The 18,265-nt window shown below is 55.0% G+C and carries 17 protein-coding genes; 6 read left to right on the forward strand and 11 right to left on the reverse strand.

Features of this window, described 5'->3' with window-relative positions:
- Nucleotides 1–20: 20 nt before the first annotated feature.
- The 4 genes from erpA to G462_RS0108250 all read left to right on the forward strand — a co-directional run bounded on the left by erpA (nt 21) and on the right by G462_RS0108250 (nt 6,124).
- Complete coding sequence (gene erpA / locus G462_RS0108235) at nt 21–380, forward strand: iron-sulfur cluster insertion protein ErpA (protein ID WP_026958580.1); 360 nt, start codon at nt 21–23, stop codon at nt 378–380.
- A gap of 321 nt (nt 381–701) precedes the next feature.
- Entirely contained in the window at nt 702–1,823 is a 1,122-nt protein-coding gene (locus G462_RS0108240) for an efflux RND transporter periplasmic adaptor subunit (protein ID WP_026958581.1), read from the forward strand.
- Nucleotides 1,820–4,951 (forward strand): efflux RND transporter permease subunit, encoded by a 3,132-nt coding sequence (locus tag G462_RS0108245; protein ID WP_026958582.1) that lies wholly within the window; start codon nt 1,820–1,822, stop codon nt 4,949–4,951. Before G462_RS0108240 ends, G462_RS0108245 begins: the two co-directional genes overlap by 4 nt.
- 294 nt (nt 4,952–5,245) lie before the next feature.
- Nucleotides 5,246–6,124: a type 2 periplasmic-binding domain-containing protein gene (locus G462_RS0108250; protein ID WP_157378580.1), complete on the forward strand. Its 879-nt coding sequence runs from the start codon at nt 5,246–5,248 to the stop codon at nt 6,122–6,124.
- 232 nt (nt 6,125–6,356) lie between these two features.
- On the opposite strand, the gene G462_RS0108255 is transcribed toward G462_RS0108250, so the two are convergent.
- From G462_RS0108255 to G462_RS23870, 3 genes are all read right to left on the reverse strand, one after another.
- Entirely contained in the window at nt 6,357–6,779 is a 423-nt protein-coding gene (locus tag G462_RS0108255; RefSeq protein WP_026958584.1) for an organic hydroperoxide resistance protein, read from the reverse strand.
- Nucleotides 6,780–6,958: 179 nt separating this feature from the next.
- Nucleotides 6,959–7,393 carry a MarR family winged helix-turn-helix transcriptional regulator gene (locus G462_RS0108260; protein WP_026958585.1) on the reverse strand — a complete coding sequence of 145 codons (435 nt, stop codon included), beginning with the start codon at nt 7,391–7,393 and terminating at the stop codon, nt 6,959–6,961.
- Between the two features lie 85 nt (nt 7,394–7,478).
- Entirely contained in the window at nt 7,479–9,278 is a 1,800-nt protein-coding gene (locus tag G462_RS23870) for a peptidoglycan DD-metalloendopeptidase family protein (RefSeq protein ID WP_051326617.1), read from the reverse strand.
- Nucleotides 9,279–9,523: 245 nt separating this feature from the next.
- Here G462_RS23870 and G462_RS0108270 point away from each other — a divergent pair, with 245 nt between their 5' ends.
- Nucleotides 9,524–10,300 carry an AAC(3) family N-acetyltransferase gene (locus tag G462_RS0108270; protein WP_035477239.1) on the forward strand — a complete coding sequence of 259 codons (777 nt, stop codon included), beginning with the start codon at nt 9,524–9,526 and terminating at the stop codon, nt 10,298–10,300.
- A 137-nt stretch (nt 10,301–10,437) separates the two neighbouring features.
- On the opposite strand, the gene G462_RS0108275 is transcribed toward G462_RS0108270, so the two are convergent.
- The 8 genes from G462_RS0108275 to G462_RS0108310 form a co-directional block, all read right to left on the reverse strand.
- A complete protein-coding gene (locus tag G462_RS0108275) occupies nt 10,438–11,247 on the reverse strand; it encodes a cobalamin-binding protein (protein WP_035477242.1) in 810 nt (269 codons plus the stop codon).
- Nucleotides 11,237–12,172, reverse strand: a complete 936-nt coding sequence (locus G462_RS0108280; protein ID WP_026958588.1) for a cobalamin biosynthesis protein CobD/CbiB — start codon at nt 12,170–12,172, stop codon at nt 11,237–11,239. The genes G462_RS0108275 and G462_RS0108280 overlap by 11 nt, the downstream gene beginning before the upstream one ends.
- Nucleotide 12,173: 1 nt before the next feature.
- Nucleotides 12,174–12,872 (reverse strand): 5'-methylthioadenosine/S-adenosylhomocysteine nucleosidase, encoded by a 699-nt coding sequence (gene mtnN / locus G462_RS0108285; RefSeq protein ID WP_026958589.1) that lies wholly within the window; start codon nt 12,870–12,872, stop codon nt 12,174–12,176.
- Nucleotides 12,873–12,881: 9 nt separating this feature from the next.
- The gene (locus G462_RS0108290) at nt 12,882–13,310 is read right to left on the reverse strand and encodes a GNAT family N-acetyltransferase (protein ID WP_026958590.1); all 429 of its coding nucleotides are present in this window, start codon (nt 13,308–13,310) and stop codon (nt 12,882–12,884) included.
- A gap of 197 nt (nt 13,311–13,507) precedes the next feature.
- On the reverse strand, nt 13,508–14,785 hold the full coding sequence (gene tyrS, locus G462_RS0108295) for a tyrosine--tRNA ligase (protein ID WP_026958591.1): 1,278 nt from the start codon (nt 14,783–14,785) through the stop codon (nt 13,508–13,510).
- Between the two features lie 117 nt (nt 14,786–14,902).
- Nucleotides 14,903–15,280, reverse strand: coding sequence for a DUF2750 domain-containing protein (locus G462_RS0108300; RefSeq protein ID WP_026958592.1), 378 nt, complete (start codon nt 15,278–15,280; stop codon nt 14,903–14,905).
- 43 nt (nt 15,281–15,323) lie between these two features.
- A complete protein-coding gene (locus G462_RS0108305) occupies nt 15,324–16,022 on the reverse strand; it encodes a type 2 periplasmic-binding domain-containing protein (protein WP_157378581.1) in 699 nt (232 codons plus the stop codon).
- Nucleotides 15,935–16,282, reverse strand: coding sequence for a hypothetical protein (locus G462_RS0108310; RefSeq protein ID WP_026958594.1), 348 nt, complete (start codon nt 16,280–16,282; stop codon nt 15,935–15,937). The genes G462_RS0108305 and G462_RS0108310 overlap by 88 nt, the downstream gene beginning before the upstream one ends.
- A gap of 297 nt (nt 16,283–16,579) precedes the next feature.
- Between G462_RS0108310 and G462_RS23875 the strand changes: the two genes are divergently transcribed.
- Nucleotides 16,580–18,262, forward strand: a complete 1,683-nt coding sequence (locus tag G462_RS23875; RefSeq protein ID WP_051326618.1) for a glycoside hydrolase family 5 protein — start codon at nt 16,580–16,582, stop codon at nt 18,260–18,262.
- Nucleotides 18,263–18,265: the final 3 nt, after the last annotated feature.

The following is an 18,265-nucleotide window of genomic DNA, read 5'->3' on the forward strand; positions in this document are numbered from 1 at the left end:
TTAATCCGAGGAATCCCATAGTGTCAGAGTCAGTAGTAAGCGAAACCAGTGCCTTTCCTATCCAGTTCACCGACGCCGCTGCGCTGCGGGTTAAAGAGCTGATTGCCGAGGAAGAGAACGACGCGCTGAAGCTGCGAGTGTATGTCACTGGCGGTGGTTGCTCTGGTTTCTCCTATGGCTTCACCTTCGATGAGAAAGTGAATGATGGTGATACTGTAGTGACCAATCAGGGCGTTGAGATGGTGGTTGACTCCATGAGTCTGCAATACTTGGTGGGCGGCATCGTTGACTTTACCTCAGGCTTGGAAGGCTCGCGCTTTTTGGTCAACAACCCCAACGCTAGCACTACCTGTGGTTGTGGCTCTTCGTTCAGTATCTAACTGGTGAGTCGAAAACCTGCTTTGAAAACCCGGCCTTAGCCGGGTTTTTTATTGCCGTAGCAAAGGGGAGTGAGCGCACTACGCTGTTTGGCTGTACTAATAATTGTACGCTTGGTCAAAAACGGGTCAAAAAATAGCAAGATATGACAATTAGAGCGCTTACTTTAGGGGTAAAGTAGCCCGTGGTATGCTGCTTCTTTACCAGTTGCACAAATTGGCGACCAATTAGCGCCGCTCGCAGCGGGTAAAGACTCTCAAATGTAGAAAGATTGGTTTTCACTCTCAGCTTGGCTGTTGGTTTTGGATAAGGATGTTCCACCTATGTTTTCGCGTTTTCGACAATTTGTTGCTGTTCGCCCCTACTTGTTTTCGATTGTGATCGTCTTGGCCGTGTGCCTGTGGATGGCCTCTGGCATGGCGCCGGATGGCAGCAATAATGTGGTTGCAGCAGAGCAAGACGGGAGTGCGAGTGCTCCGCCGCCAACCCGGGTTCAAGTGAGCCAATTCCAAACCGAAACTATCGAAGATCAATTGCTACTGTATGGCCACACTGAGGCGCGTCGGGTTAGCGTGATATCTGCCGAGGTCTCCGGTCGCCTGATTGAGTATCTGGTGGACCCGGGCCGCGAAGTGAAGAAGGGTCAACCGTTGGCGCGTCTCGATGTACAAGATCGCCGTGCGCAATTAGCCCGTGCTCAAGCCTTACTGGCGCAGCGCGAAATTGAATACGAAGGCGTGAAAGCGCTTAACAAACAAGGTTTCCAAGGCAAGGCCAGCCTGGCGCAGGCGCGCGCAGCCTTGGTCGAGGCGCAATCCTCAGTGGAAAACCTGCAGTTGGCGATTACCAACACTCAGGTATTGGCACCCTATGACAGCGTGTTTGATGAGCGGATGGTGGAAGAGGGCGCATTCTTAGGCATTGGCGATCCAATCCTTAAGCTGGCTGAGACCCGCCGCTTAATCGTTCGCACCGATGTGGCCGAGCGCGATATTCAAAAACTGCGCTTAGGCATGCCAGCTCAGGTAACCCTGCTCAATGGTGAAGCGGTAGAGGGCGAAGTGGACTTTATCGCAGCGGTCTCCAATCCCAATACACTGACCTTCCGAGTGGAGGTATTGGTCGAGAACCCCGATGCGGCGCTTAAGGCGGGTCTGAGCGCAGAGGTGCGTATCCCTCTTGGTGAACTGCAAGCGCTTAAAGTCACTCCAGCGGTGCTGGCCTTGGATGAAGATGGCACCTTGGGAGTAAAAACCGTGGTGGACGAGCGGGTCGCCTTTGTGCCGGCGCAGTTGCTGCGCTCCGAGTCTGATGGCGCTTGGCTGGGGGGCTTTGACGGTGAGGTAACCATTATTACCCTCGGCCAAGGCTTTGTGCGCCATGGCGATCCGGTTGATGCGGTGCCTTACCAAGGCGCGGCGGCAGCCGAGGAGCTAAGCCAATGAAGGCGCTAATCGAAGCGGCGCTTTCGCGTAGCCGAACAGTCATCTCGCTGCTGGTGTTTCTGCTGATCGCCGGGGTGAGCACCTTTATCAGTATTCCCAAAGAGGCTGAGCCAGATATTGAAATCCCGGTTATCTATGTGTCGATGGCCCACGATGGGATCTCGCCGCAAGATGCTGAGCGCCTGCTGATCCGCCCCATGGAGCAGGCACTTCAATCGCTGGAAGGCCTCAAAGAGATGACGGCAACCGCCGCCGAAGGCCATGGCTCGGTAGTGCTGGAGTTTGAAGTCGGCGTACCGCTGAGTGAGGCGATGGCCGATGTGCGCGCCAAAGTTGACGAAGCCAAGCCCAAGCTGCCAGATGGCGGTGAAGAGCCGGAGGTGCATCAAGTCACCTTAGCCAGCGAACAGCCGGCGATTACCGTGCTGCTATATGGTGAGCTGCCACTGCGCGCCTTACTGACCGCAGCCCGTGAGCTGCGTGATGAGATTGAGACCATGCCCGAGGTGCTGGAGGTGGAGATCGGCGGTGACCGCGATGATTATCTGGAGATCCTGGTCGACCCGATGCTGATGGAGAGCTACGGCCTCGACCAGTACGATATCGCCTCATTGATCAGCCGTAACAACCGTTTGGTTACTGCCGGCACCATGGACAGCGGCAGCGGTCGCTACGCCATCAAGGTTCCGGCGGTGTTCGAGACGGTCAAGGATGTGGTGGACTTGCCGGTGAAAGTGGATGGCGACCGGGTGGTGACCTTTGGTGATGTTGCTACCATTCGCCGCAGCTTCAAAGATCCCAATACCTACGCGCGGGTAAACGGCCAGCCGACCATCTCCTTGGAGGTGAGTAAGCGCCCCGGCGAGAACTTGATTAACACTATTGCTCAGGTCAAAGAGCTGGTGAGTCAGGCCAAGACCTTCTGGCCCGAGAGCCTGCAGGTGGGCTATGCCGGTGATACCTCGAAAGATGTGAAGACCATGCTCTCCGAGCTGCAAAACAACATCCTATCGGCGGTGCTGCTGGTGGTGATCGTGATCATCGCAGTGATGGGCGTACGCTCATCCTTGCTGGTGGGCATTGCCATCCCGGGCTCGTTTCTGGCGGGGATTGTGCTGCTGGCGGTATCCGGGCTGACCATCAATATGGTGGTGCTGTTCGCGCTGATCATGGCGGTGGGCATGCTGGTGGATGGCGCCATTGTGGTAACCGAGTTCGCCGACCGACAGATGAGCGAGGGCGTGCCGCGTCACCAAGCCTATGCCAATGCGGCCACCCGCATGGCTTGGCCGATTATCGCCTCAACCGCCACCACCTTGGCAGCCTTTGCGCCTTTGCTGGCGTGGCCGGGTATTGTGGGGCAGTTTATGGGCTACTTGCCACTGACCTTGATTGCGACCTTGAGTGCCTCGCTGGTGATGGCGCTGATCTTTGTGCCAACTCTTGGCAAAGTGTTTGGCCGCCAGCGTAAGCTAAGCGACAAGCAGCAGCGACGTTTGGATTTGGCCGAAGAGGGGCGTTGGCAGGAACTTGATGGCTTTACCGGCTTTTATCTGCGCTCATTAAAGCGTGCGGTGCGCATGCCCTTAGCCGTGTTGCTGTTGGCCATTGTGGGGGCAGTTGGGGTGATCTTCGCCTACGGTACGGCGGGCAAGGGGGTTGAATTCTTCCCCGAGGTTGAGCCCAACGGCTTTACCATTGTAATGCGCTCCTACGGCGATTTCTCCATTGAAGAGCAGTTGGCGGTGGTTAAGCGAGCCGAAGATCAGATCCTCGACCTGGACGATTATGAAACGCTGTACACCGTGGTGGGCGGCGATCAGCTAGGGAGTATTCGGGTCAACCTCAAGGATTGGGACCTGCGTCGTCCGGCCAATGAGATCATTGAGGAGATGCGTGAGCGCCTGTCGGTCATCGCCGGCTTGGAGATCGAGTTCCGTAAAGATAAAGCGGGCCCTCCCGGTGGCAAAGATCTGCAAATCGAGCTCAGCTCGCGCTTCTCTGAACGGCTGCCTGAGATGACCAAAAAGCTGCGGCAGCTGGTGGAGCAAAGCCCGGCCTTTGTGAATATCGAAGACAGCACCGCCAAACCGGGCATCGAGTGGCAGGTGAAGGTGGATCGCGGCAATGCGTCGCGCTACGGGGCAGATGTTTCGCTGCTGGGTAACTCGCTGCAGTTTATGACCAATGGCCTGAAGATTGGCGGCTATCGCCCCGATGATGCCGATGACGAGCTGGACATTCAGGTGCGTTATCCCGAGCAGTACCGCAGCATTGCCCGGCTCAGCGACTTGCGGGTGAAGACCGCCTACGGCATGGTGCCGATCACCAGCTTTGTGCGCCTTGAGCCACACCAGAAGCAGGACGTGATCAATAAGGTCGATGGCAAGCAGGTGCTGACGGTCGGCGCAGATATGGCGCCGGGCTTTAACCTCAGCGTTGAGCTGCCCAAGCTGGAGCAGCAGGCAATGGCCTTGGAGCTAGACCCATTGGTGAACATTCGGATCCGCGGTGAAAATGAGGATCAGCAAGAGAGCGAGGTGTTCCTTGAGCAGGCTTTCTTAGTGGCGCTGTTCGCCATGGGGCTGATCTTGGTGACCCAATTTAACAGCTTCTATCAGGCGGGGCTTATCCTGTCGGCGGTGCTGTTCTCCACCGTTGGGGTATTGCTTGGCCTGCTGATCGCGCAGCAGCCGTTCGGCTTGATCATGAGTGGAATCGGGGTGATCACCTTGGCGGGGATTGTGGTGAACAACAATATCGTACTTATCGATACCTACAACGTGTTCCGCAAGCAAGGGATGGACTGTATCGATGCGGTCATGCGCACTGGTGCCCAGCGTTTGCGCCCGGTGATGCTGACCACGGTCACTACGATCTTGGGCTTGTTGCCGATGGTGCTGGAGCTGAACATCGACCTGTTTAATCGCCTCGTCAGTGTTGGTGCGCCCTCTAGCCAGTGGTGGTCGCAGCTGGCGACTGCGGTGGCTGGCGGACTAGCGTTTGCCTCGGTGTTAACTTTGATCCTCACGCCCTGCTTATTGGTTCTGGGCAATCGTATGCATCACTTCGGTGAACGGCGCAGGCGAGGGGCGATAAAGCATCAGGCTTCGCCTGAGTCGGCCTAAGCGCGAGTGACTGTCGCAATACTTGGTTAGCCACCATTCTGGTGACAGAACAAGGCAAGCGTCACGCGTGTTTGATTTGGTGGATGGCTGCCCTTTCGCTGTTAGTTGCGCGAAGGGCAATGCCGATTGTGGCCAGCTAAACAGGGCAAAATTATAGAACAGTCTGGAGATTATTCCGCTAAGGAGGCGTTTTTATTACCTTACAAGTAAGCCCCATCACACCTTGTCTTTTTTGTCGCTGTCTGCGCGCAATGTTGTACTAAGCTTTTCTCCAGCCCAGAAGGAGAACTATTTATGACATTGATATCAATAAGAAATTTTGTCTTCCTATTAGTGTGCTGTATCTCCTTCTCTTCTCTGGCGTTGGACGTTGTCCGATACAATCCCCCCCACTCTGAGAAAGATAAACGTAATGATTATCCGCTGTCGCTGCTTACCGCTGCGCTGGAGGTGACCAAAAGCGAGTATGGTGACTACCGGATAGATTTCGCCCCGTTTTTGCTGCAGCGCGAGCGTGCGCTCAAAGAGCTACTGCGCGGTGAAATCATCAATGTTTACAACGCTCCCTTTCAAAAGCATTGGGAGGAGACGCTGCCCCCCATCTACTTTCCAATCTTGCGGGGGCTGCTTAACTATCGTTTGCTATTGATTACTCGGCAAAACGAGTCCCGTTTCTCGGCGTTATCAGATGTCACGCAGTTAAAGAGCTTACGCGCAGGCTTAGGCTCCCAATGGAGCACCACCAAAGTGTTTCGCGAACTGGAGTACACAGTAGTAACCAGTAACAACTACGACGGGTTGTTTGGCATGTTGCACTACGGGCGCTTTGATTACTTTGTAAGAGGCATTAATGAAGTGTTCCCTGAGTACCAAGCTTACCGAACTAAGTACCCAAGTATTGTGGTAGAGCAGACCAAAGCACTGTATGTGCCATTACCGATGTTCTTTTTTGTGTCTCCCCAAGAAGCGAGATTGAAAGAGAGAATCGAAAAAGGGCTCTGGTCGCTCCATGAAAGTGGTGAGCTCAAGCTGCTGTTTGACCAATTCTATGGCGATGATATTCGTCAAGCAGGGCTCAAGCACAGGCTACTGTTAACGGTGGGAAACCCTTTTTTAAGCCCTCACCCCATCTACCAGGATAAGTCGTTATGGGTGGTGCCCGATGAGTACTGACGAAGGATTTGTGATGGCGCGATGATATCAAGAGCGGGAGTGGTGACACAGCCTGCAGCGACTAAGAATGTGGCGTGAAACCCGACACCCCCCACTCCAGATGAGCGCCGTGCCCCCTCTATCTATGCCCCCCGCGCGGCAGGTATCACCAGCAGAGTGCTAGCTGGGTGTTAGGTTTGAATTGATTCGCAGGAAAACAGACTTAAGCCGCTTTTCCTGCGAGTGTGGTCCGCTAGACAATGCTCAGTTTCACATCAACGTTGTTACGGGTGGCGTTGGAGTAGGGGCATACCTGGTGGGCGGTTTCAACCAGTTGCTGCGCGGCTTCACCTTCCAAGCCTGGCAATTTGATGGCCAGGCTCACATCAATGGCGAAGCCAATACCTTTGTCGTTCTCGCCGATACCCACTTCAGCGGTCACTTCTGGCTCGTTGCTAAAGCTGATTTTTTGCTGGGCCGCGACAAACTTTAATGCACCGATAAAGCAGGCTGAGTAACCCGCTGCGAATAGCTGCTCTGGGTTGGTGCCGTCGCCGCCTGCACCACCGAGTTCTTTGGGGGTGCTCAGTTTTACTTGTAGACGCTGATCGTCAGAGGCTGAGTTGCCTTCACGGCCACCGATCGAGGTGGCTTTGGTGCTGTAGATGGCTTGCATGATCATTCTCCTGAATTTCAATAAAGTGGTTATTGCGATAACTATATCTCGATAAAAAAGCGGTCTTTGCTGACCGTTGGATATAAAGTTATCGCGATAACTAAATTTGTGCAAGCCAAAAATTGTGTTTTTTTTGCTCGCTTATTCTTTGGCTTGACTGCAGAGCTCTGGGCTAGGAACTAGCGCTGCAGATTGTGGCGCAGCTTGATCAGGGTTTCTCTAAGTTGAATCAGCTCTTGCAGCGGCATACCGCAGGCCTCGGCGACGCATTCTCCTACTTTTGCTGCAGGCAGCCTAAGTGCTTTGCCCTTATCGCTGAGAAAGATGGCCAGAGCCCGCTCATCGTCGGGGCGGCGCGAGCGAATTACCACGCCGTCTTGCTCTAAGCGCTTGATAACGGGGGTGAGCGCACCGGGCTTTTGACCGAGTTGCTGGGCGATATCTTTAAGCCCTACGCCATCTTGCTGCCACAGAATCAGCATTACCAAGTACTGCGGGTAGGTCAGGCCTAAGGGTTCGAGCAGCGGCTTGTACAATTGGGTCATTGCCAAAGAGGTGGAGTATAGAGAGAAGCAAAGCTGTTGCTCCAGTTTTAGCGGGTGTTCAAGGTCCATAATACAGCCAGTGGTCGTCGGTAGCTTTATGGTACAGCGCGCAGAGAAGGCAGGGAAGCGGCAAAATCTTTGCTTCCCATTCTTCTTAGCGCATCGCCAGTAATACTCGCTTGGTGTTGTTGAGCTGCTCCAGCAGTGGGGTCGAGTTTGCGCGGAAGCTTGCCAGGTCTTGGCCGGTCAGCGGCTTGGACTCGGGCAATTTCACGGTTCTGGGGTTCTTGTGTACCCCATTGACCAAGAACTCGTAGTGCAGGTGTGGGCCGGTGACCCGACCGGTTGCGCCCACAGTGCCGATGGTTTTGCCTTGGCGTACCCGCTGGCCAGTTTTTACATGGCGTTTGTGCAGGTGCAGGTATTTAGTCACGTAGGTTGCGCTGTGCTGAATAAACACGTAGTTGCCATTGAACTTGTTGTAGCCTGCCTCGATAACTCGACCATCGCCCGCTGCAACCACTGGCGTGCCCACTTTGGCGGCATAGTCGATGCCGTTGTGCGGGCGCACTCTGCCAGTTACTGGATGCAAACGTCGCGGGTTAAAGTTGGAGCTGATATAGCGGAAGTTGACTGGAGCACGCAAGAAGGCTTTGCGCATTGGCTTACCTTCTGGCCCGTAGTAGTTCTCATCGCTGTGGCGTAGTGCCTGAAAGGTGTCGCCTTGGTTGGTAAACTCGGCAGCGACGATGTTGCCATAGCCGACGAACTCACCGTTGATGTATTGCTCTTCGAATAGCACCACGAAGTGGTCGCCAGAGCGGATATCTTGGGCAAAATCGACGTCCCAGCCGAAGATCCCCGCCAGCGACATGATCTGCCCTTGGCTAAGACCTGCTTTGATCCCGGCATTCCAGAACGAGCTGGTGATAGTGCCCTCGGCAAAGCCATAGCGCAGCTCAACGGCTTGCTCTTCGATATCGGCAACAAAGCTGCCTTGCTGCTGGCGTTGAATACTTAAGGTGCGGCGGCTATCCAGTGGGTAGCGCAGTTCAGCCAGTTGCTGCTGATCATCAAGGTAGAACTCAACGTTGTCGCCCGGATGGATCTTGCGCAGTTGCTTGGCATCGCCACCCAAGGTGTCAATTTTATGCAGGGTGGCGGCACTTAGGCCGACTCGGGAAAATAGTAGCGCCAAGCTGTCGCCGTTCTTAACCGTTTGCACCTGCTTGCTATAGAGCTCGCGCTTGTTCTCCGGAGCCGGGGTTGAGCTCACCGCCAGCGGCAGCTGATAGCGCATCCCTTGTCGCAGCTCGCTCTCTTCGTTGAACACCATAAGGACTGGCTCTTGCTCGGCCAGTAGTTGTTCGGCGGCCAGTGTTTGCTTACTAGGCTCAGAAGAAGCGGGGGGGGTTGGCACCTGTTCGGCGATTTCAAGTGGCGGGTCTTGCGCTTCGGCTGTCGCATTTTCTGGTGCTTCGCTAGGGGTATCCGTTGGCTTGCTGGCAAGCTGAGGCGCCTCGGCTTCTTGCTCTGCTGGCTCACTGGCTTGGGCGGCGCTTGCGCTTACGGGTTCATCACGGGTTTCAGTCGTCGCGGGTTGCTCTGTGTGTTTGGCTATCGCATCTGCCACGGTAGGCGCTGGGGCCTGCGGAGCGGCTTTGGGGGCGAGCTTAACCGGCGCTGAGTCAGTCACTGTGGCGGAGGAGCCGTTGCGTTGACTAACCGCTAAGGTGCTTCCTGATGCACTTGAATTTAGGCTTGGCGGCTGGCTGCTGGCGTTGCTTGCAGCAGTCGCGCTGATGGTTTCGCCAATCACCAGATCGGTGCGCTGACCATCGATGCTATGGCTTGATTTTGACTTGCTGGGGATAAAGCCTGCGATGGCAACCAGTGCAAGACTGAGTACCAGTAAGCGTTTATGCAAGGGCGGTAAAAGATTGATCAAGCCCATTTTGAATCCATTCCGGTTTTACAATCTGTTCAGGTGACCTAAATCGCGATTTTATCCAGCAACGGGTGCTTTGACCAGAGCCAGATACCAGTCTAGTCCCTCAAATGAGAACTGAATAGCTTTGCAGTAGTAATTTTACGGAAATCGTGGGTTGAAACACGCTAATCCCGCTTGGTATTTGTGCTCAGCCCCTGCATCATGGAAGGCATCCTTGTGGTAGTGGATCAAAAAAATCAGGATAGATTATGCATACTCGTCAAAGCTTGCTGAATGATTTGGAGCGCTCGGGGATTGTGCGCTCAGGAACGCTGATGGTACATGCCTCGATGAAAGCCATCGGTCATGTGGAAGGTGGCGCCGACACGGTACTGGATGCCTTGTGTGAGTATATGCAGCCGGGGCTGCTGCTATTAGCCTGTCACACTTGGGATAAACACAATAACCCGGGAGGCGTCTTTGACCCGCGCAAAGAACCCTCGTGTGTGGGGATCTTGGGCGAGCGCTTGCGCCAGCGCCCACAGGTCTGTCGCTCACTGCACCCCACTCATTCGGTCGTGGCGGTGGGCCAGGGGGCGGCCAGCTATATCGCCAACGATGCGCACGCTAGCACGCCATGCCCGCGCGATGGTTCGATGGGTAAGTTGGTCGATGTCGGTGGGCAGATCTTGTTCTTGGGCTGCCCACTTACCAAGAACACCTTCATTCACGGGGTGGAGGAGTGGAATAACATTCCCAAGCGACTTACCGCCGAGCCAGAAGCGATGACCGTGAAGGTGGATGACGCGCTGATCCCACGTAAGATGCACCGCCATGAAGCGGCGTGTGGCGATATCTCTCTGAACTACGACAAACTGGAACCGGCATTTATCGAGCTGGGCGCAGCCCACTACTGCGATATTGGCGATGCGCGCTCGGTGGTGGCATCGGCCTCGCGGATGATGGAAGTTACCAGCCGCTTTTTGGCCATCAATCCTGACTTTCTGGCGGATAAGTTACCGGTGCCGGGGATTTGGTATCGCTAGCGAGAGCCGTTCAGCGAGTCATCTGTTAGCGTTTTCACTAACATGCTATAAAGTGGCACGCTTATTTCATATACAACAATGAAGCGATGGCTTCACTCTTCTATGCTCTCGCCCATCTGGTAACAGGTGGGCTTTTTTTATCGATACGCATCGGTCATTTCGCATAGCTGCTCGATACCATCGAGGGTGCGTGGGGTGAGCCGGTGTAGCCGGTCTACCTCTAGCTCAAGCAGCGCCCCGTCTTGTACGGCGCGCATTTGCGGCCACTGATTCCAGCCCGCATCTGGGCCCGCCAGCAAGATAAGCTGTGGGTCGGCCGCGACCACCGTTTCCACATCGACCAAGGGATAGGCCGCTTTGGCGTCGCTAAGAATATTCTCCAGTGCGCACAGTTTTAGCCCTTCATTGATCCAAGAACTGGCAGAGATGCTCATCAGCGGTTGATCGCTCAGCTGGTAAAACACGCTTATAGACTTGCGCGAGGTGGCCTGCCGCTTGAGAGCGGCAAAGCGCTGCTCCAGCTCACCGGCCAGTTCGTCGCCTTGCGCGCTAACTCCCAGTGCCTGAGAGAGCGCGCGTAGGTTATCGGGTAGCGCGTACAAGTCCTTAGCTTCGCTCAGGTAGGTGGCGATCCCAAAGCTGGCGAGCTGTTCAGCCAGGTTGAGCTGCACGCCTTGTGGCCAAATCAGCACTAGATCCGGCTCAAACGCGAGTATTGCTTCAAGGTTGATGTATTGGGCGTTACCCAAGCGGGGAAGGGCCTTTGCCGCTTCCGGGTAGTCGCTGTATTCGACAGCGGCGACCAGCTTGTCGCCTGCTCCCAGGGCGTATACCTGTTCGGTGAGGTGAGGGGCTAGGGCGATAACGCGTTGCGCTGGAGGATTGGCGGCAAACACTGTTTGGCTGAGCAACAGCGTCAGCAGCAGGTAGCAACATCTAGAGAGCATGACGAAGTAGATAGACCGGAACGATGATTAGACTAAATAGCAGTGAGGCCAGGCGTAGCTGGGTGATCAGATTCTGCATCTGCGGCACGCTGGGGTAGCACTTGGTTGGGCCAAAATAGGCCTGCTCGATGCGCTGCCCTTGGTAATGACGAGGGCCGCCCAGCTCCAGCTTGAGGTTGTTGGCCGTGACGCTAAGCAAGCTGCCACTGCCGCTAAACGGCCAGCGAAAACCTTGTTTAACTGCCTGCAGGTTGCTACGAAAATCCCCCTGGCTGGCCAGCACTAGCGCCAGTAGCTTAAATGGCAGCCAGCTTAATAGCTTGTAGCCGCGGCTAAGGGCTGCGCCAAACTGGCGGTACTCGCTTTGCTTGGGGTTCCAGCTCAGGTGCAGTTGGTAGACCATCACATACAACACGCACATCTCGATGCCCGCCAAGGCATACCAGAACACCGGGGCAAACCATTGCGCTGCCAAGCGTAGCAGCAACATCTCGATACCGGCTTTGGCCACGCCAACCGAGGTGAGGCTTTGGCATTCGCGCAGTAGCCAAGGCTTGAGGGCGATACGGGCTTGTTGGTGTTGCTCCAGTTGCAGGGCGGTCAGCTGGAAGCTGTTCATTGGCCCTTGCCAATTGAGCAGTAATACGAGTAGCAGGGCGTCGAAGGGGCTAGAGAGCGGGTTGATGCTGTTAAACAGCGCCAAGCCTAAACAGCAGGGGATTATCAGCACCAGCGCGGCGAGTAAACCCGCGATGCGTTGTTGATGGGGGCCATTGTTGGCGCGGTTGACTTTGGCGGCCAAGCGCCTGCCCAGCCAAGGCAGAAACCCACCCACGCCATGAATGGCAAAGCCGGGTATCAACACAATGGCAAAGATTGCCAGCCATGGAAGGCTCAGGCTAATCCATTGCAGCCCCTGTTGCATATTAGCTGTCGAAGCGTTTCAGCATTGCCAGTACCAAGGCGGTGGAGTGCTTGGCGGCGGTTTCCAGGAAGGCATCGAAGGAGACGGGGGATTCAGTTCCTGCAATGTCAGACAGCGAACGGATCACCACAAACGGTACGTTTGCCAAGTGACAGACTTGGGCAATCGCTGCCCCTTCCATCTCAACGGCGGCCATGGTCGGGAAGTCGGCCCGGGCCTTGGCTACGCGCTCTGGTGCAGCCATAAAGATATCGCCGGTGCAGATAAGACCGCTGATAATCTTGTGGCCGCTTTGCTCGGCGGCGGCTTGCTTGGCCACATCCACCAGTTTGCCATCGGCGATATAGGCGGCGGGGTTACCCGGCAATTGGCCCATCTCGTAGTTAAAGGCGGTGAGGTCCACGTCGTGATAGCGAACCTCGCTGGAGATCACCACATCGCCCACTTTCAGGCTCGGGTCGAAGCCACCGGCAGAGCCGGTGTTGATCACGCGGGTGGGCTGGTAACGCTCAATCAATACGCTGGTGGCAATCGCTGCTGCCACTTTGCCGATACCGGAGCGGGTGACCACCACTTGTTGGCCTTCGATGGTGCCGCTGTAGAGTTCGCAGCCGGCAAATTTATAGGTTTCGCAGTCTTGAATTAGCTCGCGCAGTGCAACAACTTCTTGCTCCATTGCGCCGATAATCGCTGTAGTCATAGTTTTCTCTTATAACTCACGTACATACACGTGTTGGTCTTTTCTTAGTTTAAAGCCAATGTGCTCATAAAATCCGTTGGCCTGCTCACGTTCAACGTCACAACGTACTCGAAGATGGGCAACACCACGGCTACGAGCCCAGTGCTTACAATGTTTTACCAGAGCCCGGCCGATACCTTGCTCTTGAGTCTCGCCGTCTACCACCACGCCGCTGATTTCTGCGAAGGGCAGCGAACCGAGGCGCAGCGCCACGAATACGTGCACCCAGCCAATCACTTGATCCTGCTCGTCCAAATAGACAAAGGCCTGATGGGCGGAGTTTTCCAGAATCGCGTTGATGTTCGGTTTGACGGTTTGTGCGGTAGGTTTATAACCAAGCTGGGTTGCCAGCTCAGCAACACGGGTAGCGTCTTGTTCTTGAATTGGGCGAATTTGCATAGTCTTTCTTCATCCTTTTATTATCGTGCCGACTATCGCACGCCGTTGCGGCGCAATTATGACAATTGGGTAAATAGCCCTTGTGTCACCAGTGTATGTCGACAGCAATCGCGGAGCAAGGAAAGACGAGGGCACCCTTATGTGAGTGCCCACTATTGCTCAGTAACTACTGTTGGTTGGCTTGGTTTAAGAGGCGATTAGCCCCATTTTACCAAGCTAAACAGTTTCTTACCGCGCTTGATGATGCTGTACTTGCCGTACAGGGCATCGTCTTCGCTGAAGTTAGCCATTGGATCGGTGACCTTCTCACCGTTCACTTGTACTGCACCGTTCCCGATGAACTCACGCGCCATCTTGTTCGATTTGGCCAGCTCAGTGGTGGTCAGCAGTTCAACCAGGCTCATTTCAGCTTGCTCAACGCTCACGCTTGGCAGGCCGTCTTGGGCCAGCTGGGCCAGGTCGCTTTCGCTTAGCTGGCTCAGATCGCCAGAGAACAGCGCCTGAGTAATGCGCTCGGCAGCTTGCAGACCTTCTTCGCCATGTACCAAGCGGGTTACTTCGCGGGCCAGAATGCTTTGCGCTTCTGGACGGCCTTGGCGCTCGGCGTCGGCTTTGCGTACTGCTTCAATCTCATCTTGCGCCATAAAGGTGAAGAAGCTCATAAAGCGATACACATCGGCATCGGCGGTGTTAATCCAGAACTGGTAGAAGGCGTATTGCGAGGTCTTGCGTGGGTCTAGCCATACTGCGCCGCCTTCGGTTTTACCGAACTTGGTGCCGTCTGACTTGGTGATCAGCGGTACGGTCAGGCCAAAGGTGCGGGCTTGGTTGCTGCGGCGTGACAGGTCGATACCACCGACGATGTTACCCCATTGGTCAGAACCACCCACTTGCAGGGTACAGTCGTAGCGCTTGTTCAGCTCGGCAAAGTCCATACCTTGAAGCAGGGCGTAAGAGAACTCGGTGAAGGAGATGCCCGAGCCTTCGCGGTTCAGACGCTGCTGTACCGATTCTTTGTTGATCATGGCATTCACTGAGAAGTGCTTACCCACGTCACGCAGAAAATCCAGCGCGCTCATCTCGCCGGTCCAGTCCAAGTTATTCGCGACGATGGCAGCATTCTCGCCACAGTCGAAGTCGATAAACTGGCTGACTTGGCCTTTGATTTTATCTACCCATCCGGCTACCACGTCGGGGGTGTTAAGCTGGCGTTCAGCCGCTTTAAAGCTTGGGTCACCGATAAGGCCGGTAGCGCCGCCCACTAGAGCGATAGGCTTGTGGCCCGCCATTTGGAAGCGCTTAAGTACCAGCAGTGGTACCAAGTGGCCCAAGTGTAGGCTGTCGGCGGTTGGATCGAAGCCACAATACAAGGTGCGATAACCGCTTGAAAGGTGCTCCGCCAACTCCTCATCGGCCGTGCATTGAGCGATCAGGCCCCTTGCCTTCAAATCTTCGATTAACGCATTCGTAGTCATGACTTTTCCTGTTTGATTTACAACATTCGCCCCTGCGTGGGGCTCAATAAATAAGCCGCAAATCATACACTGAGTTGCGGCTTAAAAAAATACTCGCGGCGGCTGCGGACAACAAACTTAGCCGATTTTACCGGTGCTCAGCTCTTCGGCCAGTTGGCCCGGGCTAACGATAGTGCCTTCACCCGCCATTGACGGAGCAACTGCCACATCGAAGCCATCATTGCTCATGCCCGGTGCCCACTTCTCGATGAACATCTCTACTGGAATACTGAGTGGGGCAAAGCTTGGGTGATCTTGTTCGGCCCAGGCCTTGGCCAGCTGCTCACTCGCGAACACCAACAGCACCTTTTCTTTCTCGGTATCGACGATTAGGCAGCCTTGCTCATCGCTTAGGGTCCAAAGCGCGCCTGCTTTACGGGTCTGTTCGATTAGCTGCTCGTAGCGTTGCTTGGCGGTCAGGCGTGCATAGCCTGCCAACATCTCGGTATCACTCATAGTTTTCGCTTAGTCTGAAATTTGCCGCGCAGTATAGCACGGGCTAATCACTTTCCTGATTGACGTGTCGGTCGAGGCGGGTGCTAGGGGCGCTGTCGAGATGGCCCGACAGAGTAAGTAGCTGCTCGTCACTCACATCTTCATTGGTGCGTTGGGCATTCAGCAGCAAGGTGCAGTGGGTCAGCAAGTCCGGTAAGTCGGGATATTGCAGGTGGGTTAGCAGGCCATCTTCCTCGCTATGCTCAATCATGATCTGCTGTAGACGGCCATCGAGGCACATCTCACGAAACGAGCGGTTGTAATCGGCTATTAGGCGTTTTTGGCGAACCGGGCGTTCGCTGTTATTCGGGATCAACGGCCCCACCGGTTGCCCACCAAAGCCGGGTTGTAGCACCTTGTAAGCAGGGCGGTCGTCGCGCGGTAAGGTGTCATAGACATCGAGGAAGGTATCGAGCGGGCTGTAGATCACATCGATGCGGCCTTTTAGCAGCATCTTAATGCTCAGCACTTGGGTGTTTTGATACTTGATGCTGGAGAACAGCGGTACGTACTCTTTGCGAATTCGATCGGGAAGGCTGTTGATGGCCGGGCTGCCAAAGCGTAGACCTTGCAGCGACTCAGGCTCAGAATCTTGAATACTCGTGTTAGTGGTGATTAGGTGATTCTGGGCGATATAGCCAGATAGCCAGATAGCAAGACCGGTGGATAGTGCATGTTCTGGGTGTTTTCCGGGGTTAACCAAGCGGCGGCCACCATATCGATAAGCTCTGCCTCGGTGCTTTTTAGGCAGCGCTTCCATGGCAGCACATAGGTTTCCACCTTATAACCGGCGTTGACGAAGATGGATTCGGCAAGGTGCAGGTAGAAGCCCTTGTCCTTGAGGTAGTCGCCGGTTGAGCGTCCCCACTCCAAGTGACAGATCTTCACCACGTCCCAGTCATCACGGTGCTCGGCCATCGAGCCAAAGGAGAGCAGTAGTGACAACAACAAGACAAGGCGCATAGCGTATTACCTGCTTTTTAACCGATGAGCGTGCTATCGATTCACTCTCACTAACGATGGTTAGAGCGGCACAACCGAAAACACAGCATCTAATCACTGTAGCACAGCCAGCTATTGACCAAAGTAAGCCTTAGGGTTGCTTTCTCTTTCACCCACTTGCGGCATAGCTCACCGTTCTAAACTCTTTTTAAAACAGATAGATAGTTTTTCGATGGCATCACGTTTTTTTATCGGAAAGGTCTGGTGTACTGGGCGTTGTTGTTCTGTTCAATGCACAAGGAAAGCAGGAGTGGTGTGATGCGACTGATTTGGCAAGGATTATTCGGATTAAGTGCGGTGTTGTTGGTTTCCGCCTGTGGCAGCTCCGGTGGGGCACTGGAACAGCCTGATCAATCGCTTCCGCCCTTGGATGTGCCGGTTTACCGCGCCTTTGATGAGTACGATCATAGCCAGCGCCTACGGGTTGATGGAGCGAAGATTGTTGATGGCGCTGGGCAAGAGCACACCTTACGGGGCGTCGCCTTTGGTAACGAGATTTGGTCTAACCCTAATGCGCCTACTCAGCACCACGACGAACGTGATTATGTCCGCCTCAAAGAGATGGGGCTGAATAGCATCCGTTTCTACCTTAACTATCAGTTGTTTGAAAGAGACAGCCAGCCCTATGTTTATCGTCAGGCGGGCTGGGATTGGCTGGACAAGAATCTTGAGTGGGCGGAGAAACATGGCATCTATCTGGTGCTAAACATGCACGCCCCGCAAGGGGGCTATCAGTCCAACGGTGCTGGAGATGCGTTGTGGGAAGTGCGCAGCAACCAACAGCGTTTGACCCGACTTTGGCAAGCCATCGCGATGCGCTACCGGGGGCACCCGAACATTGCCGCCTTTGATCTGCTCAACGAGCCACGGCCCACCCGCAGTAATAGTCAGTGGCAGCAATTAGCCAATGAAATCGTCGCGGCTATCCGCGAGGTCAATCCCGAGCATATTGTTTCGGTGGAGCGGATCTTGGGCACCCAGATCAGCTGGGAAGTGGATGAGCAGCAAAACTTCTTCCGACTCGACGACCTTAACATTCTCTACCAGTACCACTTTTATGAGCCGATGGCCTTGACCCATCAGCAAGCCGATTGGCTGGATGGCTATAGCGCCGCTCGCGAATATCCTGATCCCTACCGCTATGAGATTGTTGGCAACTCCCGCTGGATCGGGGGAACATTTGGTAATCCAACACTGGCTCAAGACCACAGCGAATGGCAGCAGATGGAAGGGGAGATCTGGTGGGCAAACGATCTAGAGGTCGAGGTGCTTTATCCGGTGTTAGCGGCCAAGGCGGTGAGCGGTTACGTTGAGTTTGCCGATGCGGTGGTACTGGAATATGCCCCCGGCTCCAGCCGGGGTAATGTGCTGATGGAGGTGGACCTTAGCAACCAAGAGAACTGGTACTTTTGGAGTCAGAATGGCAGCGGTAGCGGCCGGGTGTATCAAGAGTCGGGGCTCGCGGTGCGCCGCGCCGAGGGAACCACTGCTGGTGCCGACTGGACCAGCCGCTCGCAGCTGATTGTGCCCAAGCCGGGCTATGGCTATCAGATTTCTGGCTTGATGCGAGGCCAAGGGCTAGCTGGGTCTACGAGTCGCTTGCGACTAGATTTTCTAGGGGACGTCGATCAGGTACTAGCTTGGGATCGCCCCTTGTTGGAAGCGAAGATCGAATTGATTGAGTCTTGGGCCCGCGCCCAAGGCGTGCCGCTGTATCTGGGGGAGTTCGGTTGTATCCGCCACTGCTTCGAGGACGACCAAGGCGGCGAGCGCTGGGTGGAGGATATGCTCGATATTCTGGAGCAGCGCGGCACCCACTTTAACTACCACGCTTACCACGAGTACAACTTTGGCATCTACCACAACGGCGAGGGCCTACCCTCGGATGATTCGGTGAATCAGGCCTTGGTTGAACTGTTCCAGAGCCGTTTTGTGGATTAGTGT

Source organism: Aliagarivorans taiwanensis DSM 22990, from assembly GCF_000429505.1.
GTDB classification, from domain to species: Bacteria; Pseudomonadota; Gammaproteobacteria; order Enterobacterales; family Celerinatantimonadaceae; genus Aliagarivorans; species Aliagarivorans taiwanensis.